This window comes from Staphylococcus sp. HMSC65H10 (genome assembly GCF_001839185.1).
GTDB classification, from domain to species: Bacteria; Bacillota; Bacilli; order Staphylococcales; family Staphylococcaceae; genus Staphylococcus; species Staphylococcus simulans.
On record NZ_KV840425.1, the window covers coordinates 13,114 to 39,073 of the forward strand.

Genomic DNA, 25,960 nt, shown 5'->3' on the forward strand with positions numbered 1-25,960 from the left:
TAGTCATTATAAAGAGAGAGTAGGGACATAATGAACAAAATTAAATATTTAGGTACTGGACTCTTAGCAGCGTCGTTATTATTAACTGCTTGTGGGCAAAAAGAAGAAACACAAACATCATCTGACCAAGAAAAGACAGACCATCAATCAGAAGAACAATCTACACATGAAGATCATCAAAAAAATGAAGAAAACAACGAGAAACATTTAGGTTCAAAAGCATCTGAATCTAAACACAATGCATTTAGTCACTTAAATCCGAATAGTGATGAATATCTTGCGCGTGTATGGTTAGCCGCATTACCAAGCTATCGAAGCGCAAATCCGGCAGATATCTCTATTAGTCATGATGATTTGTCAGGAAAGATTATGTATGGACCAGGGTCGATTAGATATGAACAAGGTGTTCAAAGTTTGTTAGGTACACCTACTGCCGCGGGATATGTTGTTTATAAAAATAACGGAGATGGTACGATTACGATTTATCCTGTACCGAGTCATTTCCAAGATCATCGTTGGCAAGAAGAAGATTATAGTCGCGAGGAATCTCAACGTATTATGAATAGCGGAGAAGTGGTACCGTTGTATGATGGGAATGAAGAAGCGGTGCGTCTAGTTGAAAGTTATATTGGTGCGACACCACCTGGAATTGATGAGGATGATGAAGAGTCAGAAGAAACGGTGACACGTGAAAATGTGATTGATAAAGTTGAAGAATATGAAGGTCATCATTTAGATACAAGACGTTATACTTTCAAAGAACCAGAACGTCGTGATGATGGGGGTTGGGGCTTCTCAATTTTAGACAAACAAGGTAATTTAGTCGGTTCATATATCATTGATTCAGACGGTGATGTGACAAAATATGATGAACATGGCGACGAAGTTTAATATATTGAAAAAGAACTTGATTCGACAGCTTTCATGTGTTGAATCAAGTTCTTTTATCGTTAATATTATGCTTCACTTTGTTTATTTGATGCATAGTCATAAAGTTTAATAATTGTTTTGAATTTCGCATCTTCGAGCTTTGTTTTCTTATTTCTTAAATCTTGAACAGTTTGATAGGGAACACCTGAAGCTTTTGAGATTTTATAGCCGCTTTCAGCTTCAAATAATTTTTCAATATCTTCTTTAATTTGTTTGATGACTGTCATAGTTAAGCTCCTTTTATTTTTTGTGTCGCGCTTTGAATGTAAGTGTAATTCTACTTACTTCACTGACAGTGTATCACGATATAATGCGTTATCCAATTGAAATTATAAAGTAAAAGGTTGAATAAAGTTTAAGGTTTGAGTTGAAAAATACCCTATAAAGCTTGTACTTTTCAGTATTGGCTTTATAAGGTATTTATGATTGTGTTATCTTATATCGCTTTATCTTCGGTATTGATTGAAATCAATGACATTACCAGAAGATTTATGATTTTGTTCATGTGTTTTTGTTTGAGGTTTACTGTGCAGTTCTTCTAAGAACTGATCCAACTCTTCTTGAGATGTGACTTTACCATCTATAATCGCATTCATAACTTTCGCATCGTCACTATCTTGGTTTAAGTCGAACATTTCTTTAAACATTTCACGCATGTCTTCATCTTTGCCCGCTTCCACAAACGCAGAAATCGCAGTATCGATATCTTCATCTTCATTAATCGGCAGGCTATTCAATTTTTGATATTTTTCAATTTCTTCTAATAATTCACGATCTGCTTCATCAAGGAAGTCTAATGGATTCAAATCATTCTCTTCGAAGTCGTCCTCTAAATCTTCAAAGATATCCATCGGCATATAAAGTATTTCATAGTCATCTTGCACTTGAATGAAGAAAGTTTTCACACTTAAGGCATCAAGATGCGTGTAAGGAATAACGTTGCTTTCTTCAGCGATAAAGTAGGCAATTAAATTCAATTCTTTTTGCGTGAGACGTTTGAACATTAATGAAGTTTTGTTTGTAAATTTATCTTGAATTAAATCAACGATGTCACTTTTGCTTCCTTTTGAAAAGCCGGTAATTTTAAATTCACGACAGATTTGTTTTAATTCTTCAGTATTGTATCTCTCTAGTAAGTCAGCAAGTTGGAAATCTTCATAATCTCTACGTGCTTGTGTTATTTCACGCATTTCATGAATGGCTTCTTCTTCATCGTCATCTAATGGTGGAATAGAGTCATATTTATGGTTGAATACGTGGCTATTGAAGTTGTTTAAAAACTCAGTTTCTACAAAATAAGAGTTTTTCTCAATTTCATAAATGAAATCTGTTCTTCTTAATATTTTTAATTCATCGGCTTTGTCTTCTGAAATGATTGTGACTTCAGGATGATACTTCAAGATAGATTCTAAGACTTGTCTTTCCTTTAACGTCGTATACTTTCCATAATCCGTACAGATTTCTTGAACAGACATTTTCTCTACATCATCTATTTTATAATCGGCATTATGGAATTCGATGGCTTCGGCTAATTCGATATATTTATGTTTTTGTTCTTCCAAGTAATTCATGTGCGTCACCCCGTGCATTGTAAGATTGTATTATATCTATTCTATACCAATCTTTCCCTTAAAACGAATATTTTAAAGATTAAATGGATTGATCTTTAATTATAGAAATTCTACATAGGATTCAACACCAAGTTGTGATACATTAAACTAAATAACAATGTGAAGGAGTACCGCAATGGATACGACAGCTTTGATTTATGTCATTATTATTTTTATCAGCTTTATCGTCACAAACATGATTTCGAATCGCTTCATTAAAAACCGTTCTAATACAGGCTTATACTTGTTGAAACGTGTCGGTATTTTCATGGGTGTATATCTGGTCTTATTTAGTATTTATTTTATCTTGTTCAAACCGGAAATTTAAAGTAAAGGTATGCGTTGAATACAGATCCAACTTATATGTTTATATATGTAAAAAGTCAGGCGTGTTGCCTGACTTTCATTGTTTAAAGCTGTTTAGTTGTATATTAAACAGGGCGTACTGTAATTTCATTCACATTGACATGACTAGGTTGTGTTAACGCATAGACTACCGCATTTGCGATATCTTTAGGTTCTAACATTTTACGTGAACCCCAATCTGTATCACTAGTCATAGCTGTGTCGACCATACCTGGTGAAATGCTGGTAGAACGAATGCCTGTTTTTGCGAGTTCTTTTTCTAAACCTTGTGTAATCGCATGTACAGCTGCTTTTGTGGCGCTGTATAACGCGCTTGATTTTGTCACTTCAAAGCCCGAAATTGAAGCGATGTTAACGATATGACCGCTTTGTTGTTGTTGGAAGTGCGGCATGACCGCATTGATTGCGTATAATGTACCTTTAAGGTTTACATCAATCATATCGTCCCAAGCTTGTACTTCACCTTCTGTAATCGCAGACGATTTCATTTGACCTGCGCTGTTGACTAAAATATCGACTTTCCCGAATTCTTCTACAGCTTGTTGTACTGCACAATCAATATCTTCACGGTTTGTGACATCAGCGCTGATAATTTCATAGTTTTTTGCGCCTGCTTTACGCAATTCAGTTGAAACTTGGTCTAGTTTCTTTTCATCACGAGCAACAAGCACTACAGTTGCGCCTTCATTTGAAAGCTTTAAGGCAATGCCTTTCCCGATACCGCTGCTTGCGCCTGTAATGACTGCCACTTTCTTATTCAATTCTGTCATAAGTAAATCCGCCTTTCTCTCTCTTATTTACACTTATATTGTTTTATTCCCTTTTTCTACTTAAGGTAAAGATAATAGCCGACATCTTCAGTATATACAAGGCGACTTATGAATGCGAAAATTGAAGCAAAATGATAGAATATTAACGGCTTTTCTCATCCTTTCAGCAATATTGCATCAAAAATGTAAACGTTTTCTAAATGACTGATGAAACACGACGGAATTTGGTATACAATGGGATTACATTTAAAATTTAGTGCAATTTCAGCAGAGTGGGCTGCTGGGAATTGAAGTAATACATGATAAGCAGAGAAATAGAGAGAGGGGAACTATAATGTTATTGCTTACGATTCTTCAATTCATTATCAACATCTTAATTGCGCTTGTCGTAATAGGACTGTTGGTGACTGGATTAGTATTGTTATTTAGAGATAAACGGCAACAACAACACAGTGTGTTGCGTAACTATCCTGTGTTGGCACGTGTACGTTATTTCTTCGAAAAGATCGGACCTGAGTTGCGTCAATATTTATTCTCAGAGGACACCAAAGGGAAACCATTTTCACGTAGTCAATATACAGACATCGTGAAAGCTGGTAAATACAAATCACGCATGACGAGCTTCGGAACGCAGACAGATTATGAAACAGGCTTTTTTATTCAAAACACGATGTTTCCAAAACAAGCAGCGGAAATGCGTATTGATCAATCGACATTAATTTCAACGTTTGTCTATAAGGTTGATAATGAACGCTTATTTGATCGAGAAGAACATCGAGACCCTGAAAAGGTTGATCCTTATTATCTGTCAGATGAGGATGCGATTGTTTTAGGAGAAGATTTAAAATATCCATATAAAGTGAAACGTTTAGTCGGACAATCTGGTATGAGTTACGGTGCACTAGGTAAAAATGCGATTACCGCATTATCTATGGGATTAGGACGTGCAGGTACATGGATGATTACCGGTGAAGGCGGCTTATCTGACCACCATCGTAAAGGCGGCGGCGATATTATCTTCCAAATCGGACCCGGTTTATTCGGTGTACGTAAAGCCAATGGTGAGTTTGACTTAGAGAAGTTTAAACAAAAGGCAGCTATCGACCAAGTGAAAGCCTTTGAAGTGAAGTTAGCACAAGGGGCTAAAACACGTGGCGGTCATATGGAAGGCGCTAAGGTAACAGAAGAAATTGCGAAAATCAGAAGTGTTGAACCTGGTAAAACGATTAATTCACCGAATCGCTTTGAATTCATTCATAATTACGATGATTTATTAGATTGGATTATGGATTTGAAAGAAGCGGCACAAAAACCAGTGGGCTTCAAGATTGTGGTGAGTCATGTCGATGAAATTGAAGCCTTAGTCAGAACGATGAAACAACGTCAACAATATCCAAGCTTCATCACAATTGATGGTGGTGAAGGGGGTACAGGTGCAACGTATCAAGAATTACAAGATGGCGTCGGCTTACCATTATTCACAGCCTTACCGATTGTGACAGGCATGTTAGAGAAATATGGTATTCGCGATAAAATGAAAATCTTCGCATCAGGTAAATTGGTGACACCTGATAAAATTGCGATTGCGCTCGGTCTCGGTGCAGACTTAGTCAATGTCGCACGTGGTATGATGATCAGTGTCGGCTGTATTATGAGTCAACAATGTCACTTGAACACATGTCCAGTCGGTGTGGCAACGACAAACCCTAAATTAGAACGTGGCTTGTTTGTGAACGAAAAGAACTATCGTGTCACAAACTACATCACAAGTTTACATGAAGGATTATTCAACTTAGCAGCGGCTGTCGGTGTCGAAAGTCCGACAGAAATTACGCAAGATCATTTAATCCTTAAAAATCCGAACGGCAACTTACAGTCGATTTATGATTATAAGTTAAAATTAGTCGATACTAATCAAAAAGTATCTGTATAAATTTAATTCAAGCTCTCACTTTGATGCGTGAGAGCTTTTTTTAATGTCTATAATTAGTTGTTGATGTCGAGTTAAGCTACAAAACACCCATGATGTAGATAGAATAGCTGGTTTTGGTGTGGGATAATTTTCAATGCGACATTCATCAAGTATAAGTAAACAGGTCATTTAAGCACTATGTTTTTTACGCACATTTAAACAACAATTAAATGTAATTCAACTTTAGTGTGGTATGATTTAGTGCGTTATAAACATAGGTTGAGAAAATAGAGGAAGAAAAGGAAGAGGAGATGAAGTATGACACTCAAAACCAAATTATGGATGATTTTTACAATGTTGCTTGGCGGGTTCTTTGGAATTTTGAATGAAACCTTACTTGCGACAGCGTTACCAAGTATTATGAAAGATTTTAATATTGAATATACACAAGTTCAGTGGCTGACAACAGGATTCTTACTGACAAACGGTATTGTGATTCCATTGTCAGCGATGGTAATTCAGCGCTTTAGTACACGACAAGTGTTCCTGACATCCATTTTAATCTTTTTAGTAGGTACACTGGTTGCGGGCATTAGTCCGAACTTCACTGTATTATTAATTGCGCGTATTATACAAGCATTAGGTTCAGGTATTATGATGCCGTTAATGATGACAACGATTTTAGATGTCTTTGAACCTCAAGAACGTGGTAAATATATGGGGATTTTCGGTTTAGTGATTGGCTTAGCACCGGCCATTGGTCCAACGTTATCAGGATATATAGTTGAGTATTCACACTGGCGTTCATTATTCCACGTAGTAACACCGATTGCGGTAATCACATTTCTAATGAGTTTGAAACTTATTAAGAACGTAGGTACGGCAAGTAAAGTACCGATTGATATTTTATCTATTGCCTTATCTGTTGTAGGGTTTGGCGGATTATTATATGGTACAAGTTCTATCGCACGTGACGGTTGGGATGACCCGATTGTTCTAACAACGATTATTGGCGGCATTGTGTTAGTGGTACTCTTTATCATCAGACAATTACGTTTAGAGACACCATTGCTGGATTTCAGAGTGTTTAAACAAGGTCAATTTGCGGTCGGCATTGTTATTATGGCCTTTACGATGATTGCGATGATTGGTTCTGAAACGGTATTACCGATTTTTATTCAAAATATTATGGGCAAACCTGCTTTAGAATCTGGCTTAGCGTTATTACCAGGTGCGATTGTGATGGGGATTATGTCTGTAGTATCAGGTATCCTTTATGAGAAATTCGGCGCTAAAATTTTAGCCTTTATCGGTATGGGTATCGTGGTTGTGACGACAACTTATTTCGTCTTTATGGATGCTAAAACATCGTTAGTAATGTTAACAACAGTGTATGCGATTCGTATGATCGGTATTGAGTTAGGTTTAATGCCTTTAATGACACATACGATGAACGAATTACCGCAGACAATGAATGCGCATGGTTCTTCTATGACGAACACTATGCAACAAATTTCAGCTTCTATCGGTACAGCGATCCTCTTTACAATTATGAGTCACTTCGCGAAAATCTTTAAACCAGATATGGCAGATTATCAAGGACTTAAACCAGAAGTGATGCAAGCGCAAATTGCACAAGATGCGATGTTGAACGGTTATCACGCAGCATTCTGGTTCACAGTAATTATTGCGGTTATCGCATTCTTAAGTGTGTTCTTATTAAAAAGCCAAAAGAAAGTGAAACATCCTAAAACTCAAGAATCAAATACAACTGCATAATACAAAGTCACTAAATAAAAATCAGCATCTCCGCTATGGAAGTGCTGATTTTTTCTGTTCTAAAATTCTTTTAAAGCAGCTGAATAACATGGTCATGATAGTGTGGGTGTGGGTAACAGGTGTACAATTGAATGTTCTTTAACACATGATTAAGTATTTTTGATAAACTAGTAGAAATACCATTTTTTAAACAAAGGGGATGTTTATACATGGCAAATTTACAAAATGTGGAACCAGAAGCATTAAGACAAATGATACGTAATAAAGAAGTAACGGGGCATACAAGTGGAATGGCTAAGGGGTACATTCAAGCGAATGTGGTTATTCTACCTTCAAAATATGCTTATGATTTCTTGAAATTCTGTTTTAAAAATCCAAAAACGTGTCCGTTATTAGATGTATCTGAAGTAGGGGAAGTTAATTTTTCAAAATATGGTAAAAATGCGGATATCACGACAGAAGTAGGGGCTTATCGTGTATATGAAAATGGTGAATTAATAGAGACACCGTCTGATATCAAGCATCGATTTAATGACGATATGGTCAGCTTTTTAATTGGATGTAGTTTTACGTTTGAACATGCGTTGTTAGAAGCGGGTATTCCATTACGTCATCTAGAAGAAGGACATAACGTACCGATGTATATTACAAATATACCTGCTGAACCTGCGGGTTGTTTTGACGGAAATATTACTGTAAGTATGCGTCCGATGACTATGAAAGATGCGATTCGTGCGACTGAGATTACGACACACTTTAAAAATGTTCACGGCACGCCTATCCATATCGGAGACCCTTCAGCAATCGGTATCAAAGATTTAAATCAAACAGACTTTGGGGAGCCGGTACACATAAAAGAAAATGAAGTCCCGGTCTTTTGGGGATGTGGTGTGACACCGCAATCTGTAGCTTTAGACGCTAAGCCTGAATTAATCATCACACATGCGCCTGGACATATGTTTATTACAGATGTTAAGGATAGTGAACTAAGTGATTGAGGTGTGATTTTTGCACACTAAACGTTAACTTCATTTAAAAAAGACGTGATATAAATAATTAAATCTAATAGAGGAGGCAACGCTGATGGTTAAACGTGTTTCAATAAATACAAAAGTTTTGAACGCCTATATCAATGAATCTAGCGTCCCTCTCTCTGCAATTCAAAAGAAAGTTGAAAAGATAGAAAACATCACGCGCGGAGAGGTACAACCAACTTTTAACCAACTCGTTACAATTGCAAAAACAATTCACGTTCCAGCAGGTTTATTAGTGCTAAATGAAAAAAATAAACCTTCCAAAAGAGAAGTTAGAATTTCGGGTAATCAGTTCTAATGATATAGGGGCTAAAAGTGAAGAACTTAAAGCAACCATTCAAGAGATAAAATGAAAAAATATATTATTGACTCCAATATTTATATTGACTTTTATGACCGCTATTATAAGTATGATTATTTTCCAAGCTTTTGGAAAAATTCACCTTCAATCCTAAATAAACAAGTGATTATTCCTAATATTGTTTTAAAAGAAAACTATCAAGATCCTTGGTTTAAAAAGTGGCTAACTAACAATTATAGTTGTGAAACTTTAAATCATAGTGATTACTTTGACGAGTGGCAATTCATTTTAACGCATATACAAGAGAGTGACTTTTATAAAAATGACGCAATTTCTGGAATGGAAAAGGATGGGGAGATGTAAGTATTGCCGACCCTTGGTTAATCGCAATCGCTAAAAGAGAAGGCTATACTATAATGACTAACGAAAATAGAAATGTTAACTTATCCACTTCTCAACCTAGTAAAGCACCAAAAATTCCAGATATATGTGATGACTTGAATATTGAATGTATCGATATGAATCAATTTTTTAAAGAAATTAGTTTGAGTATATAAATTACCTTGGCGAAAGCCAGGGTTTTTTTATGCCTGCATTAACACTCACTTCATGCTTCCCTCATAGTAAATTTTAAAATAATAGAATTATTTTACGATATAAAAGTGATTATACAAATTGTGACATTTTAGGTTTAACATTATAGATTATGTTTGTCACAAATGGTATGTAAGCGTTTACTATAAAAGGATGACAAATTACTAAAATATTCTGATTATGTTTAAAAATAGAATTATTTATAAACCGTCTAATAATTAGTTTGCCTTTATTGTATATAAGTGTTAAATTAAATGTGAAAATATTCACAAGGAGAGATGAACATGGAAATCGGTATCATTAAAGAACTTAAACCAGGTGAAGGACGTGTGGCTTGCACCCCAGAAAATGTGAAGAAACTTGTATTAGATGGACAACGTGTCCTTGTTGAACATAATGCAGGTGCAGGCTCTGGATTTGATGACACACAATATGAGAAAGCAGGCGGCTTTATTGTGAATCATGAAGAAGCATGGCAAGCGGATTTGATTGTCAAAGTGAAAGAGCCGGATGCGAAAGAATTCCATTTTTTCAAACCAGGACAAGTCATCTGGGGCTTCCAACATTTAGCATCATCTAAAGAAACCGTAGAGGCAATGCAAGAAGCGGGTGTTACCGCAATCGGCGGCGAAACGATTGTGAAAGATGGACAAGCACCTTTACTTGCGCCGATGAGTGCCATTGCTGGACGTCGTTCTATGTTGATGGGCGCATATTATTTAGAAAAGCAACATCAAGGTGAAGGTATATTAATTTCAGGTATTGATGCGATTGACGGTATTCCTTCTGGTAAAGTCGTTATCTTCGGCGGCGGATCAGCTGCGGTCAATGCGGCTACAATTGGCCTAGGCTTACAAGCATCAGTTTCAATTATCGAATTAAATGATGACCGTATCGCATGGCTTAATGATCACTTCAAAGGTCAAGACGTTACAGTTATTAAATCTAATGAAGAAAACCTCGCAAAAGAAATTAAGACAGCGGATGTCTTTATTTCAACAATTCTTATCCCCGGTTCTAAACCACCAAAACTCGTTATACGTGACATGATTCAATCTATGAAAGAAGGTTCAGTCGTTGTAGATATTGCGATTGACCAAGGCGGTACAGTTGAAGGTATCCGTCCAACTACGATTGACAATCCAGTTTATGTTGAAGACGGTGTTGTCTTCTATGCAGTACCAAACCAACCCGGTGCTGTACCACGTACTTCTACTATGGCACTTGCTTTAGGCAATATCGAATACTTACAAGAAATCAGCAATAAAGGTATCGAACAAGCGATTAAAGATAATCCTGTACTTGCGACAGGTGTCAATATTTATAAAGGCCATGTGACGAATGAAGGACTTGCACAATCTCATGACTTATCCTACGAGGAGTTAAATAAATTAATGAATTAAGCGAAATAATTACCCTATATAAAGAGAAATGGAGAGAGCGAAATGACAGTAAACAGTACAGTAATGCAAACGGAGAAATATTGTAATATTCAAGACATTAAAGAAGCGAAAATGATGATTCGTGATTACGTGCGTAAAACACCGCTAATCCAATCCATGTTCTTAAGTAATGATATCACTGGCGGAGATGTTTATTTGAAATTAGAAAACATGCAGTTCACGGGTTCATTCAAATATCGCGGTGCCTTGAATAAAATTTTACATCTGACAGAAGAACAAAAAGAAAAAGGTATCATTACCGCGTCAGCTGGGAACCATGCACAAGGACTTGCGCTGACCGGTAAGTTATTAGGTATTAAAGCGACTGTGATTATGCCAGAAGAAGCACCTATCGCTAAACAAGAAGCTACCAGAGGTTATGGTGCAGAAGTCATATTGAAAGGAGAGACATTCAATGATTCTCGCCTCTATATGGAACAGCTTGCGAAAGAAACGGGCAAAACGATTGTTCATCCTTACGATGACAATGAAGTAATGGCTGGACAAGGCACAATCGGACTTGAAATTTTAGACAGTATTTGGAACGTCAACACGGTGATTGTACCTGTTGGTGGTGGCGGTTTGATTTCAGGTGTTGCGACCGCATTAAAATCATTCAACCCGTCTATCCATGTCATTGGCGTACAAGCAGAGAATGTGCATGGTATGGCAGAATCTGTGAAACAAGGTAAGATTACGTCACAATTTACTGCACATACCATTGCGGACGGTACAGAAGTCGCAATTCCAGGTGAAAAAACATATGAAGTCGCAGATAAATTAGTTGATGAATTTATCTTAGTGACTGAAGATGAGATTTCTAATGCGATGCGTCACTTAATGCAACGCGCAAAAATTATCACAGAAGGAGCCGGTGCGTTACCGACAGCAGCAATTCTAAGCGGTAAAATTGATCCGAAATGGTTGAAAAACAAAACAACAGTCGCACTCGTGTCTGGTGGAAACGTCGATTTAACACGCGTGTCACATATTATTGATACATTACTCGAACCTGCCGATACTAGTGAAGGTGTAGTAGGTTAACCGAAATAAGACAGAACGGAGGTAAACCTGATGAGTAGTGATAAAGCCTTAAAGAAAAATATAGGTTTCTTTGCTGCACTTTCTCTCGTTATGGGTTCGGTAATCGGTGCTGGCGTCTTCTTCAAAGTTTCCAGTGTCACTGAAGTGACCGGCTCAACGAGTATGGCAATGTTAGTTTGGTTCCTTGGAGGTCTCATTACCATTTGTGCAGGTTTAACAGGTGCTGAGTTAGCAGCTGCCATTCCTGAAACAGGTGGTCTGACAAAATATATCGAATATACGTATGGCAACTTCTGGGGATTCTTATCTGGATGGGCACAAGGGTTCATCTATTTTCCCGCAAACGTAGCCGCACTGGCGATTATATTCGGTACGCAAATTATCAACTTGTTTCATCTTAACATTATTTATTTAGTGCCTATCGCTGTTATGAGTGCGTTAACATTGTTGTTAATCAACTTATTAGGATCAAAGGCAGGCGGATTACTCCAATCTATTACGTTGGTAATTAAATTAATCCCAATTGCGATGATTGTATTATTCGGCTTCTTCCAAAGCAGCGAAGTATCATTCTCTTTATTCCCAGTGGTGAATGGTACAAGTTCTGGTTGGTTTGAAGCGATTGGAAGTGGCTTGCTTGCGACAATGTTCGCATACGACGGATGGATTCATGTCGGTAATATTGCCGGGGAAATGAAGAATCCTAAGAAAGATTTACCTGGCGCAATTGCTTTAGGTATTGGCTTGATTATGGTTGTGTATTTATTAATCAACGCAACGTTCTTAATGACCTTGCCGATTGAACATATCGTAGGTAACTTAAATGCCGCAAGTGATGCTTCATCTATTTTATTCGGCGCAAGTGGCGGTAAGATTATCACTATCGGTATTTTGATTTCTGTGTACGGTACCATGAACGGTTATACGATGACAGGCATGAGGATTCCTTATGCGATGGCACAAATCGATCAATTACCATTTAAACGCGCATTCTTAAGCTTAACGCCATCAGATACACCTTGGTTAGGCGGTGTCATTCAATTGGTTATCGCTACAATAATGATGTTGTTAGGTGCGTTTGATACGATTACGAACATGTTGATTTTCGTTATTTGGACATTCTATTGTATGGCTTTCCTAGCGGTCATACTTTTACGTAAACGAGAACCTGAATTACAACGACCTTACCGTGTGCCGTTGTACCCAGTGATTCCAATCATTGCCTTAGCGGCAGGTATATTCGTATTAATTAACACATTAATTACACAACCTGTACTGGCAATCATCGGGATTGTTGTGACCTTAGCAGGAATTCCAATTTATTATTATAAGAAAGCACAAGTAAAGTCATAAGCTAGTATTCTAAAATTCATTCACCCTCTATATTTATACCTTTCAAATTAAAGAAGGAAGTCTTTCATGGTCAGCGTCATGAAGTGACTTCCTTTTTTTGTTTTAATATGAGTTTGTGTTAAAGAGTTCTATCGTGCAGTGGCATCAAGTTCTGCTTGGCTATGACCACGTAACTTCCATAGCGGTAAATAATATGCAAGCTTTTTCAAATGACGTTTGACTTCTAAATTGTTGAATCTGCGAACTTCAGGTTCTAGTGCTAGTTCCTCTATAATTTGATCCAGTTGTGTTATGTCTGTGTGTCTTTTTAACGGTTGCAGAACGATAATGTCCATTAAAAATTCTTTCATATCATCATCTTTAAAAAGAACTTGAGAGCGTTACGAATATTTTTATTTGTGTTTAATGTATCAAGTTCTCCAGCTGTTAACAGTGCTTCATAGCTAGTCGGAACGAAATAACTGATATCTTCAAAGTGTGCAAGGATATCTGGATATTCTTCTTCAATTAAAGGATGGATATAGTAATCGTTGTCACTGACTAAAATATCTTTTAAATGATCTGCTGCCATTGTTTTGATTTCTGTTTCACTTTTAGCTTCGTTGAAGAAGCGGTTGAATAAAGTGGTCGCAAATTGGTAAGGCACAACGCCATAAAGGTTTAATAACACCGCAAAAAATTCAAATTCAGGTGAAAGCTGTTCTTCTTGAGCAAGTAATCGCTCTAGCTTCGCTTCTAAATTTATCGCTTCGTCTTCATCTGTGGCAGTATAATGTGATGTATCCACTTCAGTTGTTTCTTTTACAGTTCCCTTTGTTGAATCTTGGTATAACACTTGGTCTTCAGGACGAACATAATCTAAAGGATTGATCTTATGTGTGTTAAAGAAATCCTTGATTTGTTTCATTGTATCTGCAGGCGTAAAGTAAATTGTATTTAAGCGATCAGTATCAATCAGCCAGAAATCAGTATTTAAGTCTTCGGCTATGCTTTTTGGAATACTATTACGATTTTCTAATATGAAATAAGCAAGCAGCTGATAAGCTTCTTTTGAATAACTGACAATAAAATTGTCAGGCGACTCAAAAACGCTTGTTCTACTAAATGAATGATATGCTTTTTCGGTCCTTTAGAAAATCCTTTGATTTTATGAGTACGACAAATCTCTTTTAATTGATTAACTGTAAAGTTTACATCTAAGAATTCTGAGAGTGTCATATTATCTTTTGCACGTCTGCCAGATTCCACCCAGTATTTAATACTATTTTGATCTTTGGCTGTTTGTGCTAACTCAGGGAATTTTGTTGGAGAACCATTTAAAATATAGTAATTGTAGTTGTTCAGAAATTCATTATCGATATAATTTAAGTTTTTTTGTATTGGCAATAAATAATGTGTTTGTGCTAAAAGCTGCATATGTTGCGCATCTTTTTCCTCAATAAAAGTCATATATTCAGACGTTTTTATTGAGCGTTCTATGATTTGACGTTCTTTTTGACTCATATGTTTAACAAATAGTTGATATAACATCGCTTCAACATTTTTGGTTTTAAATAAGTTATCATGAGATAACGTTGAAGCATCTTCATACTTCATTAATACTTCTATAATTTCTGAAAGCGAACCTTCAATACGTAAATGAGTTGGGAGTGACATAGCTTCCACCTTTTCTATTAATTATGCATAGTATCATTTTACTGAAAACAACCCGAGATGAACAGAACTGTTTGATTGTAAATTTTTATAAACTTTGTATTAAAATTATCTTCAAAAACAAAAAGTGTTTTGTTTAAAATGAAACGGGAAACTCATAATTAGGACTTAATATATAGGAGGTTATTTGTGTGGCTAAAAACAAAAAGCAAGAACAATTAGACCAATTCAGAAAAAGTCATGAAGGCGAGCCGATGACGACGAATAATGGAACAAAAGTCAGTGAAGATGAATTAACACTCACAGCAGGTGAAAGAGGACCGAGTCTATTAGAAGATTTCCATTTCCGTGAGAAAATTATGCATTTTGACCATGAACGAATTCCTGAACGTGTCGTTCACGCACGTGGTTTTGGTGCACATGGTGAATTCCAAGTTTATGAAGATTTATCTGAGTATACTTCAGCAGACTTCCTCACAAACCCTGACAAAGTGACACCTGTCTTTGTACGTATTTCAACGGTACAAGGTTCAAAAGGTTCACCAGATACAGTCAGAGACGTACGTGGCTTTGCGACGAAATTCTATACAGATGAAGGTATCTTTGACTTAGTCGGTAACGATATTCCTGTATTCTTTATTCAAGACGCAATCAAATTCCCTGATTTAATTCATGCGGTTAAACCTGAACCCGATACAGAAACACCACAAGGTGGTACAGCACACGATACATTCTGGGACTTCTTCGCAGAAAATCCAGAAACTTCACATACTGCAGTATGGGCAATGAGTGACCGTGGTATTCCTAAGAATATTAGACAAATTGAAGGCTTCGGTGTACATACGTACCGTTTAGTCAATGCACAAGGTGAAGCATTCTTCGTGAAATTCCATTGGAGACCAGTTCACGGATTAGAATCTCTTGTATGGGATGAAGCGCAAATCTTACAAGGTAAAGATATCGATTTCCACCGTAAAGATTTACATGAATCAATTGAAAAAGGTGACTATCCAGCTTGGGAACTTGGTTTACAAATCTTAAGAGAAGAACAAGAATTCGACTTTGATTTCGACTTATTAGATCCGACAAAAATTTGGCCAGAAGATGAAGTGCCAGTTAAAGTCGTTGGTAAAATGACATTGAACCGAAACGTAGATAATGTCTTTGATGAAATCGAACAAGTCGCATTCCACCCAGGTCATGTCGTACCAGGTATCGATTTCTCAAATGACCCATTACTACAAGGACGTCTATTCTCTTACACAGATACACAAATCTCACGTTTAGGCGGACCAAACTTCAACCAAATTCCAATCAACCGTCCTGTGAACAAAGTGCGTAACAACCAACGTGACGCGATGCATCAAATGAACATTCATGAAGGTCAAACGTCTTATCATAAGAATGCTTTAGAAGGCAACTGCCCATTCACAAGTTCAAAAGCAGAAGGCGGCTATGTACACTATCCTGAAAAAGTAGAAGGACACAAAATCCGTAAACGCAGTGACAGTTTCAAAGATTACTATTCACAAGCGAAACTATATCTGAACAGTTTAACAAAACCTGAATTTGACCATACAGTGGATGGCTTCTCATTTGAAATCGGTAAATGTAAAAGCATGGATGTGCGTCAACGTGCAGTGAATCAATTAAATAAAATTGATCGTGAATTAGCTGAACGTGTCGCAGACAATGTGGGTGTACAAGTACCAGAAGAAAATGAAGAAGTAAAATCAGATAAGAAAGACAGTCAATTGACTATGGAAAAATATGACCGTCCATTACCAGGTCACTCAGTGGCAGTATTAGTGAACGGTGATATTGACGCAGAAACATTGAAAAATTATGCGAAAACATTCGCAGAGCATGGTTTAAACTATGCGTTTGTCGGCAAGCAACAAAAAGACTTGTCTGATGATATCTCAATCAATGAAACGTATGATACAGCGCATGCGACATTATTCGACAGCTTAGTCATCTTGTCAGATGGTAATGGTTTAATTCCAGATGCTGAAGAGTTTGCGGCGTTATCTTATAAGCATAAGAAACCAATTATCTTTAATGAAGCGGCTTCTAAAGACTTACAAGATGGTAAAGTGAAATTAGATGCGCCTGGTATCTTTGTATCAGATGATCCACAAACAATTGTGAAAGCATTTGATCAAGTACGTTATTGGGATAGAGCATAGTATTCAATATTTAAAGCCTTGGCTACGTGCCAGGGCTTTTTTCATACATATTTATAAGTTGTTATTTTAGAAAATTGTATTCACTAAACTTTCATATTTTAGTAATTTTGACTTACCAAATTGTGACGCAATCGTGATAAACTGGACTATGTTATCTTTTTCACAATATAGAGATACTAAAGTGAGGAGTTAAAATGTTTCTATTTATCACAGAAATTATTATCATGATTCTAGCCATACTGATGGGGTTACGGCTGGCAGGTGCGCTGGGTTGCGGTATCTTCGCAATTGTGGCACAGCTGATCATGATTTTTATCTTTGGTCTGCCGCCAGGTTCAGCACCTGTTACAGCGGTATTGATTATTTTATCCATTGGGATTGCGGGTGGAACCTTACAAGCTACAGGTGGTATTGATTACTTAGTTTACCTTGCTTCTAAAGTGATTGAGCGCTATCCGAAATCTATCATCTTTATCGCACCCATGATTGTCTTTATTTTTGTCTTCGGTATCGGGACAACAAATATTGCCTTATCACTAGAACCGATTATCGCTAAAACTGCGACACGTGCAGGGATTCAACCGAAACGTCCATTAACAGCATCGGTGTTAACGGCTAACTTGGCATTATTATGTAGTCCAGCAGCTTCTGCGACGGCTTATATTATTGCGACATTGGCAGTGACAGGTGTCACGATGGGCAAATACCTATCTATCGTTATGCCGACAGCGATTATTAGTATGTTAGCACTGAGTGTTTATTGTACAGTAGTCGGTAGACGTCGTAAGATGAATCCTAGCCAATTTGCGACAGATATTATGGAAGATATTGAAGCACAGCCGCTACAAACGAAATTTTCACCTCGTGTGAAATTAGGTGTTTTGGTCTTTTTATTAGGTGTTGGGTTAATTTTAATGTTTGGTATTTTCTCAGATTTAGTACCGACATTTAAAGTCAATGGAGAAACAGTTAAACTTGAAACGACTGAAATTGTGCAGCTCTTTATGTATATGAGTGCCGCAATCAACTTAGTCTTAGTTAAATTAAATACGAGAGATATTTTGGATAGTCATATTACACAATCTGCGATTGGGGCTTTATTCGCAGTACTTGGACCTGGTTGGCTTGGTGCGACGATCTTCACTGCCCCTGGCAATAAAAAAATTATGACAGAACAAATCGGTGGTGTGATTCAACAAGTGCCATGGCTTGTGATTATATTAGTCTCACTCGTTACGATTGTGGTAATCTCACAATCAGCGACAGCATCTATTATGTTGCCGATTCTGATGAGTATGGGTGTGCCGCCGATGTACTTTATTGCGATGGCGCAAACTTTAAATGTTAACTTCGTCATTCCAGCACAACCAACGTTATTATTTGCGGTAGATTTAGATGAAACGAAACAAACGAAACCAACCAGCTTTATATTACCTGGCTTCTTTGCGATTACAGTTTCTGTGATTGTCGGATTTAGTATTAAAGCATTGCTTGGTTATTAATTCATAAAAGAAACGTCCTCCAATTTGAGTATTTTTCAAAGTGGAGGACGTTTTTGTATCATTTATTTCCATAAATTCATAACCGCATAACTGCGCATTGGACGCCAAGCTTCAGCGAGAGCTAACCGGCCTTTTGAAGTTTCGGCTTCTTCTGACTCAGGATATAAAGCTTTCAAAGCTTTGATGACACCAATGTCAGATTCTAAGAAGGCATCGGGATATCCTAAAGCACGCATACCGATCGCATGTGCAGTCCAAGGGCCGATCCCTTTGATAGCTAATAAACGTTTCATTTCAACTTCAATTTGAGTCATGATTTCTGTATCTATCTGTTTATCTTTCCATATTGGGTAAGGTTTGAGCTGAATTTCTCCATTAACTAATGCACGAGCAATGGCTTCAATGGTTGAAGCACGTCTACCTGTAATACCAAGTGGTCCTAAAACATCGCTGATACCTTTGCCGCCTTCTAGACTATTAGCTTTACCTGCCGCAATGAGTGTCTCTGCAGATGGGAAGAAAGCAGATAAACCAGGTAAATCTAAGACAAAGGGAGTTCCTAAGGCATGAACTAAACGACCGGCTAGCGTCGTCGCAGCTTGTACCGTAATTTGTTGTCCTAATACTGTACGTACACTGACCTCAAAACCATCAAAGCCACCTGGCATTCTGGTGCTTGAATCCATCCATGAAGCCGTCAATACCTCTCTTGATGCTTGTGGAGGATAATCTAAATCGAAGAGATGACGTATGCGTGTAATGATTTGAGATAACACAGGATAGAGGCTCGCACTGAATGTGAGTGCTAAAGCATTTTGTTCATCATCTTGTGTAACCGCAATCCAACCTTTAAATGTGTGTGATTCAGATCGAAGTAGTGCTGTACGGTAATACGTATCATCACATACAGACTCCACACCTGGAATTGACCGTCGATCTAAGAATTGAAGTAGTGTTTCAAATGCATAGGGTGGTTGGTAATAAAGGTGAAGGTGTAAGGTTTGATGATACCAACTGTCATCGACTTCTGTCAGGTTATATTCTGGTAATTGATAATAGAAATGTGTGAGTGTAGTCAATTTTAGCCGCATAATCATTCTCCTAAATAACGTATTATTCTTCTATACCCATATAAACAAGTGAGTTAAAGGTGTTTTGTTTCATCAATAAATGCGTGATGAAATCAATTTTCGCTAGATTTTAAATAGAAACAGGAATTTCATTGCCAACTATCAACGATTTCGTTAAGCTAGAATAGTGATGATAGTTTATTATTTTTGTTCATGAAATGTATAAAATAATTATAACTGTTGATTTATGATGAAGGGATGACGATAAAATTGATGAAACGCGTGCTGACTATAGCTGCAGCGAGTACATTGATCCTTACAGCATGCGGTAATAATGATTCAACTTCAAAGAATGACAACAAGTCCGCAGAACATCAACAATCAGAGAAGCATAACGATAATAAAAATAAAATTAAATACCCTAAAGAAGGGATTAAAGGAATTTATGTGACACCTGGGACCCTTCAAGGTGAACGTTTTGATGAATTAATCAAAATGATTAACGATACAGATTTGAACGCTATGGTGATTGATGTTAAAGACGATACAGGTAATATTACCATGGACTTGAATTCAGATAATAAACTGATTCAAAAGAATACAACTGAAATGGTCAACCTTAAAAAATTAATGAAGACGTTAGAGAAGAACAATGTCTATCCGATTGCCAGAGTTGTAACGTTTAAAGATGCACGTGCAGCGGAAGCTCACCCAGATTGGTCATTTAAAGAAAAGAATGGCGAAGTTTGGGAAAGTGATGGCGGTGATAAATTCTTAAATCCATTCAAAAAAGAAGTCAGAGATTATAATATTGATGTCGCAAAAGCAGCAGCAAAGGCTGGATTTAGAGAAGTACAATTCGACTATGTACGCTTCCCAGAAGGCTTTGAAAATATGGACAAAGATTTAGTATATTCTAATGGTAAATATAAAGGCGATGACATGGATAATACACAACAACGTGTCGATAGTATTACGCAGTTCCTAAAATCAGCGCGTAAAGAAATTCATCCTTTAGATGCGCAAATTTCTGCAGACGTCTTTGGTTACTCTGCGACAGTAGAAGAAGCACCGGGTATTGGTCAAAGTTTCCCTAAAATTGCGGAGAATGTAGATGTGATTTCTTCTATGATATATCCATCACATTGGAACCCTGGTGACTTTGGGATTGAGCATCCTGACTTAGAACCTTATAACACAGTAGACAAGTACTTAGAGAAAGAATCAGATGTATTGAAGAAAGCAGACCATAAACCGAAAACACGTCCTTGGCTGCAAGATTTCACTGCGAGTTATTTAGGTGCAGGGAATTATAAGAGTTATGATGCAGAAGCGGTTTCTGATCAAATTCAAGCGTTACGTGATCACGGTATCAATGAATTCTTACTTTGGGATGCTTCAAATGAATATACTCAAGGTGTGAACTATTCACCTGATAAAAGTGAAAAAGCTAAAGAAAAAGAAAATGAAGATAAGCAAGAGAAAGAAGATAATCAAGACAAAAAAGATCATCAATAAAATTAAAGAACTGGACTTTCTTTTAATGGAAGGTTCAGTTCTTTTTATGCTAATTTAAGAAACTGATGATGAATATTTCTTATACATAAAATTAATAACTATGAGATGTGCGTAGAAAAGTCATATAGATTATTTTGAGATAGTATACACGAATTAAAGAGAAATTTTAAGAACATATTAATTTGTGATACAAAATATTGTCAAAAATTGAGGCTGAAAATGGATTAATTAGAAATTTGAGTGAAATTAGATGTGCAAACACGAACAAATTCACTAAAAATTAAGTTTTGCTATACTAAATGGTACAAAACTTTGCTATAATGAGTCGAATGTGAGAGAAAAACAAACATTTTGAAACATTATTATTTTATGTACAAAAGTACTAAACGGAGGACATCATGAAAAAATCAGGCAACAAGCGTTTAGACTTCTTACCGAATATTCATAATAAATATTCAATTCGTAAGTTTACAGTCGGTACAGCTTCTATTTTACTTGGAACTACTTTATTGTTCGGCGCAAGCCGTGACGCAGAAGCAGCAGAAACTGATGCACAACAAGCAGAGGAACCTGCCGAACACGGAGCAGATCAAGCAGCTCCAGCTGAGGCACCTGTTGTAAACCAAGAAACTCAAACGCAACAAACAACACCAGAAGTTTCAACAGCACAGCCAGCAAACGAATCAAATCAAGCAGCTGCAACATCAGAAGCAAAACCTTCAGATAATACAGCACAAGTAGCACCTACAAATAAAGAAAGTGTTCAAGCAGAAAAAGTAGAAAAAGCTGAGGCAACTTCACAAACTGAATCGACGCCTAAAGCTGACACAACGACAAAAGAAACAGCACCATCTAATGAAGTAAAAACTACAGAAACAGCACAAGTAAACACTGTTCCTGAAAGTACAGTAGATTACTCAAGCTTAAACGATGGCGCAAAAGCACCTGTTGAATTTGTAGAACAATATTTACACTCATCAGATAAAGAAGGATTAGTCCGTAATCTATTATCTGAAACATATAAGGCACAAGATGTAGAAGGCATCTTAAGTAAGTTAAATGTTGATTATAATGCAGTATCAGCAGAAGATTTATTCCAAGATATCCTACGTGCAGGCATTGAGTATGCCAATGAACAAACATCTAAATATACAGTGTATGCGGTGCGTGCAGCAGCGGATGATCCTAATGCACCGACTGAAGGTGAAATTTCAGCACCTACAACCAGCCGTGTAGGTGACCCTAATACATCTTCAAATATAGATATTCCAGTAAACTCTTCAGCACCTGAAGCAATCGGTGCACTTAAAGCAAGTGCTTCAATTGATCCAGAAAGAGGGATCATCATCACTGGTGAAGGTAAAACGTATATGGGACAAAAACCAGCGAGCTATGTTGTGACAGCTAAACCAGACAGAGTCAACAATAGAATGGACTTTGAGGTTAAATTTTATGCGGCAGCTGGCACAGGACAAACCCATGCCATTGATTTAGGAGGGTTTAAATTTGGTGATGGTTTTCAATTACCATCAAACGGAGATGGTATTCCAGCAACCGTGAAAATGGTTGGTACTACTGGAGATCCTACAACATCAGTGCTAAAAGACGGCTTAGCTAAACCTGGTTACCCAGAAGGCTATGCATTAAATGGCCGTCCTTTCCTTACTGATACAGCAATTAAAAATAACGGGTATGCGGATGTTAAATTCAGCTTGCCAGTTAAAAACTGGAACGGGAATTTAAGTGTAGACGGATTTGTAATGATGTTCCCAAATGGAAGTAACTATAGTTCAACACCGGATCCATATTCAACAGCCAACTATTTCAATGAAAAAATGGAAATTGTTTTAGATGGTAATGTTGATTTCAATATCAGACAAGAGGATCAAAAAATCCAAGAAGCGATTCCTTTTACTAAAGAATATAGAACATCAACAAAAATTCCTGCTGGTACACAACGTGTAGCAAGACAGGGTGTTAATGGTATTAATGAGGTTACCAGTACAAATTGGTACTACAAAAATGTTCAATTAGGTAATACTGTTAAAACTGAAACAAAAATTAAAGATGAAATTCCTGAAATAATTGAATTAGGCGTGGCTGCACCTGCAGATGCAGCTAATAGTTTTATTTTACCACCTGTTGTAGATCCGAAATTATCTGGAGAGACTGTTGTCACAGGTGAAACAATGCCTTATGCCCCTGTAACAATTACAGTAGGGCTTACGACTTATCAAACAACAGCAGACGCACAAGGTAAATTCACTCAAACGTTAGCTACACCATTAAAACAAGGTGAAGTTATTTCAGCAATTACTGCTAAGGATGGAAATACAAGTTTACCAGGCAAAACAATTGTGCCGAGAGATGGTAATACACCAGAACTTGCCTATTCTAGCTTGAAAACAGTACAAAATGGTAAACCAGGTACTTTAGTAACAATCACTAATAAAGCAACTGGTGAAAAACTTGGTGAATTCTTTGTTGCAGATGGTACTTCTGTAACTGTTAAGTATACTCAAAGATTACCAAATGGTGATACTAAAGTTACTTTTAGTGATAATAACTCAGTATCTGTTCCAAAGGGAGACCCAGGTGATAGAGGACCAGTAGGTCCGATGGGTGATTCAATCACTGTTAAAAGCCAAACGAAATTACCAAATGGTGACACTCTAGTTACATTTACTGACGGTAAAACAGTCACAATCCCAAAAGGAGATAAAGATGATTCAATTAGAGTAGTTGCAACTCCTGAATCTGATCTTGGTACTACTATAGAGTTTTCAGATGGCAGTTCAATTTTTATCCCTAAAGGTGAAAAAGGCGAAGCTGGTAGAGATGGTAGAAATGGTAGAGATGGAAGACCTGGAACATCAATCACTGTAGTTTCAATTGATGATTTACCGAATGGTGATAAACAAGTAACATTTTCAGACGGTAATACAGTTGAAATCCCTAAAGGGGATAAAGGTGATACAGGCGCTCAAGGAGCAAAAGGAGATAAAGGTGAAACAGGCGCAACAGGAGCCGCAGGTAAAGACGCCGCACCATTAACAGTGACTGGTGAAACAAAAGATGTAGCTGGCAACACAGTAGTACACTTCAGTGACGGTTCACAAGCCACAATTTCTAAAGGTGACAAAGGTGACAAAGGAGATAAAGGTGATGTTGGTCTTACAGGTGCAGCTGGAAAAGATGCCCTTCCATTAAAAGTAATAAGAGAAACAAGAGATAGAGACGGTAATACAGTGGTACATCTCAGTGATGGATCATATGTAACAATTTCTAAAGGTGATACGGGTGCTACAGGCGCAACCGGAGCACAAGGTGCGAAAGGTGAAGATGGCAAATCAATCACAATCACATCAACAGAACCGCAAGCGAATGGTGATATCAAAGTCAACTTCAGTGACGGTAAATCCATCGTAGTACCAAAAGGTGCTAAGGGAGATAAAGGTGCAGATGCTGCACCGTTAACAGTTGTCAATGAAACAAAAGACGCTGCTGGTAACACAGTGGTCCACTTCAGCGACGGTAAAACCGCTACAATCTCTAAAGGAGATAAAGGCGATACAGGCGCAACAGGATCCGCAGGTAAAGACGCCACACCATTAACAGTGACTGGCGAAGCTAAAGATGGTCAAGGTAATACTGTCGTTAACTTTAGTGATGGATCACATGTAACGATTTCTAAAGGTGACAAAGGTGATACTGGAGCCCAAGGAGCTAAGGGTGACAAAGGTGATACTGGAGCAACAGGTGCAACCGGAGCACAGGGTGCTAAAGGTGAAGATGGTAAATCAATCACAATCACATCAACAGAACCACAAGCGAATGGTGATATCAAAGTCAACTTTAGCGATGGCAAATCTATCGTAGTATCAAAAGGTGCTAAGGGAGATAAAGGCGAAGATGCAGCGCCGTTAACAGTTGTTAAAGAAACAAAAGACGCAGCTGGCAACACAGTCGTACATTTCAGCGATGGTAAAACCGCTACAATTTCTAAAGGTGATACAGGTGCAACAGGTGCCGCAGGTAAAGATGCCGCACCATTGACAGTAACTTCATCTGAAAAAGATGGTCAAGGTAATACATTAGTTCACTTTAGTGATGGCTCTACAATTACTGTAGATAAAGGTGACCGTGGTGAAACAGGAGCTCAAGGTGCTAAAGGAGATCCGGGTAAAGACGGTACATCTATTGGAATCGATAAAATCGAAACATTAGCTGACGGTACAACAAAAGTAACCTTTACTGATGGAAAATCATTCGAAATTCCTAAAGGTCAAGATGGTACTTCAGTTACAATTACTGAAACTAAAACACTTCCTAATGGAAATAAAGAAGTAACATTCTCAGACGGTAAGAAACTTGAAATTCCTAAAGGAGATAAAGGTGAAACAGGCGCAACAGGTGCCGCAGGTAAAGATGCTGCACCATTGACAGTGACTGGTGAAACTAAAGATGCGCAAGGCAATACAATTGTGAACTTCAGTGATGGTTCTCACGCAACAATCTCTAAAGGGGACAAAGGTGATACTGGGGCACAAGGTGCAACTGGTGAAACAGGTGCTAAAGGCGAAAAAGGTGATTCAATTTCAATCACAAGTATCACACCACAAGCCAATGGTGATACAAAAGTAGTCTTCTCAGACGGCAAAGAATTAACAATTCCTAAGGGTGCGAAAGGTGACAAGGGTGATACAGGCGCAGCAGGTGCGGATGCTAAACCTCTTACAGTCACAGAAACAACAAAAGACCCTGAAGGTAATACAGTGATCCATTTCAGCGATGGTCAAACAGCAACTGTTTCTAAAGGAGATAAAGGTGACGTAGGTGCAGCTGGTAAAGACGCCGCACCATTAACAGTCACAAAAACTGATAAAGATGCAG

General features: G+C 37.5%; 22 protein-coding genes. 15 read left to right on the plus strand and 7 right to left on the minus strand.

The window, feature by feature from the left end; translation table 11 throughout:
- Positions 1 to 30: 30 nt before the first annotated feature.
- Positions 31 to 891 (plus strand): hypothetical protein, encoded by an 861-nt coding sequence (locus HMPREF3270_RS12960; protein ID WP_083326840.1) that lies wholly within the window; start codon positions 31 to 33, stop codon positions 889 to 891.
- A 65-nt stretch (positions 892 to 956) separates the two neighbouring features.
- Here HMPREF3270_RS12960 and HMPREF3270_RS12965 read toward each other — a convergent pair whose 3' ends face one another.
- Positions 957 to 1,157 carry a hypothetical protein gene (locus HMPREF3270_RS12965; RefSeq protein ID WP_002480056.1) on the minus strand — a complete coding sequence of 67 codons (201 nt, stop codon included), beginning with the start codon at positions 1,155 to 1,157 and terminating at the stop codon, positions 957 to 959.
- Between the two features lie 219 nt (positions 1,158 to 1,376).
- Positions 1,377 to 2,501: a hypothetical protein gene (locus HMPREF3270_RS12970; protein ID WP_070849015.1), complete on the minus strand. Its 1,125-nt coding sequence runs from the start codon at positions 2,499 to 2,501 to the stop codon at positions 1,377 to 1,379.
- A 175-nt stretch (positions 2,502 to 2,676) separates the two neighbouring features.
- Between HMPREF3270_RS12970 and HMPREF3270_RS12975 the strand changes: the two genes are divergently transcribed.
- Entirely contained in the window at positions 2,677 to 2,868 is a 192-nt protein-coding gene (locus tag HMPREF3270_RS12975) for a hypothetical protein (protein WP_002480054.1), read from the plus strand.
- Positions 2,869 to 2,971: 103 nt separating this feature from the next.
- On the opposite strand, the gene HMPREF3270_RS12980 is transcribed toward HMPREF3270_RS12975, so the two are convergent.
- Positions 2,972 to 3,676 carry an SDR family oxidoreductase gene (locus tag HMPREF3270_RS12980; RefSeq protein ID WP_070849018.1) on the minus strand — a complete coding sequence of 235 codons (705 nt, stop codon included), beginning with the start codon at positions 3,674 to 3,676 and terminating at the stop codon, positions 2,972 to 2,974.
- A 334-nt stretch (positions 3,677 to 4,010) separates the two neighbouring features.
- Between HMPREF3270_RS12980 and HMPREF3270_RS12985 the strand changes: the two genes are divergently transcribed.
- From HMPREF3270_RS12985 to HMPREF3270_RS13020, 9 genes are all read left to right on the plus strand, one after another.
- Positions 4,011 to 5,609 carry an FMN-binding glutamate synthase family protein gene (locus HMPREF3270_RS12985; RefSeq protein WP_070849020.1) on the plus strand — a complete coding sequence of 533 codons (1,599 nt, stop codon included), beginning with the start codon at positions 4,011 to 4,013 and terminating at the stop codon, positions 5,607 to 5,609.
- Positions 5,610 to 5,906: 297 nt separating this feature from the next.
- On the plus strand, positions 5,907 to 7,367 hold the full coding sequence (locus tag HMPREF3270_RS12990) for an MDR family MFS transporter (RefSeq protein ID WP_070849022.1): 1,461 nt from the start codon (positions 5,907 to 5,909) through the stop codon (positions 7,365 to 7,367).
- A 209-nt stretch (positions 7,368 to 7,576) separates the two neighbouring features.
- Positions 7,577 to 8,365 (plus strand): putative hydro-lyase, encoded by a 789-nt coding sequence (locus tag HMPREF3270_RS12995; RefSeq protein ID WP_070849023.1) that lies wholly within the window; start codon positions 7,577 to 7,579, stop codon positions 8,363 to 8,365.
- Between the two features lie 85 nt (positions 8,366 to 8,450).
- A complete protein-coding gene (locus tag HMPREF3270_RS13000) occupies positions 8,451 to 8,699 on the plus strand; it encodes a hypothetical protein (RefSeq protein WP_070849025.1) in 249 nt (82 codons plus the stop codon).
- A gap of 51 nt (positions 8,700 to 8,750) precedes the next feature.
- Complete coding sequence (locus HMPREF3270_RS14360; protein ID WP_256324398.1) at positions 8,751 to 9,065, plus strand: DUF4411 family protein; 315 nt, start codon at positions 8,751 to 8,753, stop codon at positions 9,063 to 9,065.
- A 53-nt stretch (positions 9,066 to 9,118) separates the two neighbouring features.
- Entirely contained in the window at positions 9,119 to 9,259 is a 141-nt protein-coding gene (locus HMPREF3270_RS14365; protein WP_002480048.1) for a DUF4411 family protein, read from the plus strand.
- A 321-nt stretch (positions 9,260 to 9,580) separates the two neighbouring features.
- The gene (gene ald / locus HMPREF3270_RS13010) at positions 9,581 to 10,699 is read left to right on the plus strand and encodes an alanine dehydrogenase (protein WP_070849027.1); all 1,119 of its coding nucleotides are present in this window, start codon (positions 9,581 to 9,583) and stop codon (positions 10,697 to 10,699) included.
- Positions 10,700 to 10,741: 42 nt separating this feature from the next.
- Positions 10,742 to 11,782, plus strand: a complete 1,041-nt coding sequence (tdcB, locus tag HMPREF3270_RS13015; protein ID WP_002480046.1) for a bifunctional threonine ammonia-lyase/L-serine ammonia-lyase TdcB — start codon at positions 10,742 to 10,744, stop codon at positions 11,780 to 11,782.
- A 30-nt stretch (positions 11,783 to 11,812) separates the two neighbouring features.
- Positions 11,813 to 13,135: an APC family permease gene (locus tag HMPREF3270_RS13020; RefSeq protein WP_002480045.1), complete on the plus strand. Its 1,323-nt coding sequence runs from the start codon at positions 11,813 to 11,815 to the stop codon at positions 13,133 to 13,135.
- A gap of 128 nt (positions 13,136 to 13,263) precedes the next feature.
- Here HMPREF3270_RS13020 and HMPREF3270_RS13025 read toward each other — a convergent pair whose 3' ends face one another.
- From HMPREF3270_RS13025 to HMPREF3270_RS13035, 3 genes are all read right to left on the minus strand, one after another.
- On the minus strand, positions 13,264 to 13,485 hold the full coding sequence (locus HMPREF3270_RS13025) for a hypothetical protein (protein WP_070867274.1): 222 nt from the start codon (positions 13,483 to 13,485) through the stop codon (positions 13,264 to 13,266).
- The gene (locus HMPREF3270_RS13030; RefSeq protein ID WP_070867275.1) at positions 13,482 to 14,042 is read right to left on the minus strand and encodes a hypothetical protein; all 561 of its coding nucleotides are present in this window, start codon (positions 14,040 to 14,042) and stop codon (positions 13,482 to 13,484) included. The genes HMPREF3270_RS13025 and HMPREF3270_RS13030 overlap by 4 nt, the downstream gene beginning before the upstream one ends.
- A 107-nt stretch (positions 14,043 to 14,149) precedes the next feature.
- Positions 14,150 to 14,791, minus strand: coding sequence for a hypothetical protein (locus tag HMPREF3270_RS13035; protein WP_070849031.1), 642 nt, complete (start codon positions 14,789 to 14,791; stop codon positions 14,150 to 14,152).
- Positions 14,792 to 15,042: 251 nt separating this feature from the next.
- Between HMPREF3270_RS13035 and HMPREF3270_RS13040 the strand changes: the two genes are divergently transcribed.
- Both HMPREF3270_RS13040 and HMPREF3270_RS13045 read left to right on the plus strand, forming a co-directional pair.
- Positions 15,043 to 16,977 (plus strand): catalase, encoded by a 1,935-nt coding sequence (locus HMPREF3270_RS13040; RefSeq protein WP_070849041.1) that lies wholly within the window; start codon positions 15,043 to 15,045, stop codon positions 16,975 to 16,977.
- Between the two features lie 242 nt (positions 16,978 to 17,219).
- A complete protein-coding gene (locus HMPREF3270_RS13045; protein WP_371106808.1) occupies positions 17,220 to 18,479 on the plus strand; it encodes an anaerobic C4-dicarboxylate transporter family protein in 1,260 nt (419 codons plus the stop codon).
- A gap of 62 nt (positions 18,480 to 18,541) precedes the next feature.
- On the opposite strand, the gene HMPREF3270_RS13050 is transcribed toward HMPREF3270_RS13045, so the two are convergent.
- Positions 18,542 to 19,570 (minus strand): DNA-3-methyladenine glycosylase family protein, encoded by a 1,029-nt coding sequence (locus HMPREF3270_RS13050; protein WP_070849034.1) that lies wholly within the window; start codon positions 19,568 to 19,570, stop codon positions 18,542 to 18,544.
- Positions 19,571 to 19,807: 237 nt separating this feature from the next.
- Here HMPREF3270_RS13050 and HMPREF3270_RS13055 point away from each other — a divergent pair, with 237 nt between their 5' ends.
- Positions 19,808 to 21,067 (plus strand): putative glycoside hydrolase, encoded by a 1,260-nt coding sequence (locus HMPREF3270_RS13055; protein WP_371106807.1) that lies wholly within the window; start codon positions 19,808 to 19,810, stop codon positions 21,065 to 21,067.
- 398 nt (positions 21,068 to 21,465) lie between these two features.
- The coding region (locus tag HMPREF3270_RS13060; RefSeq protein ID WP_141763164.1) for a YSIRK-type signal peptide-containing protein at positions 21,466 to 25,960 on the plus strand (4,495 nt) is incomplete at its 3' end.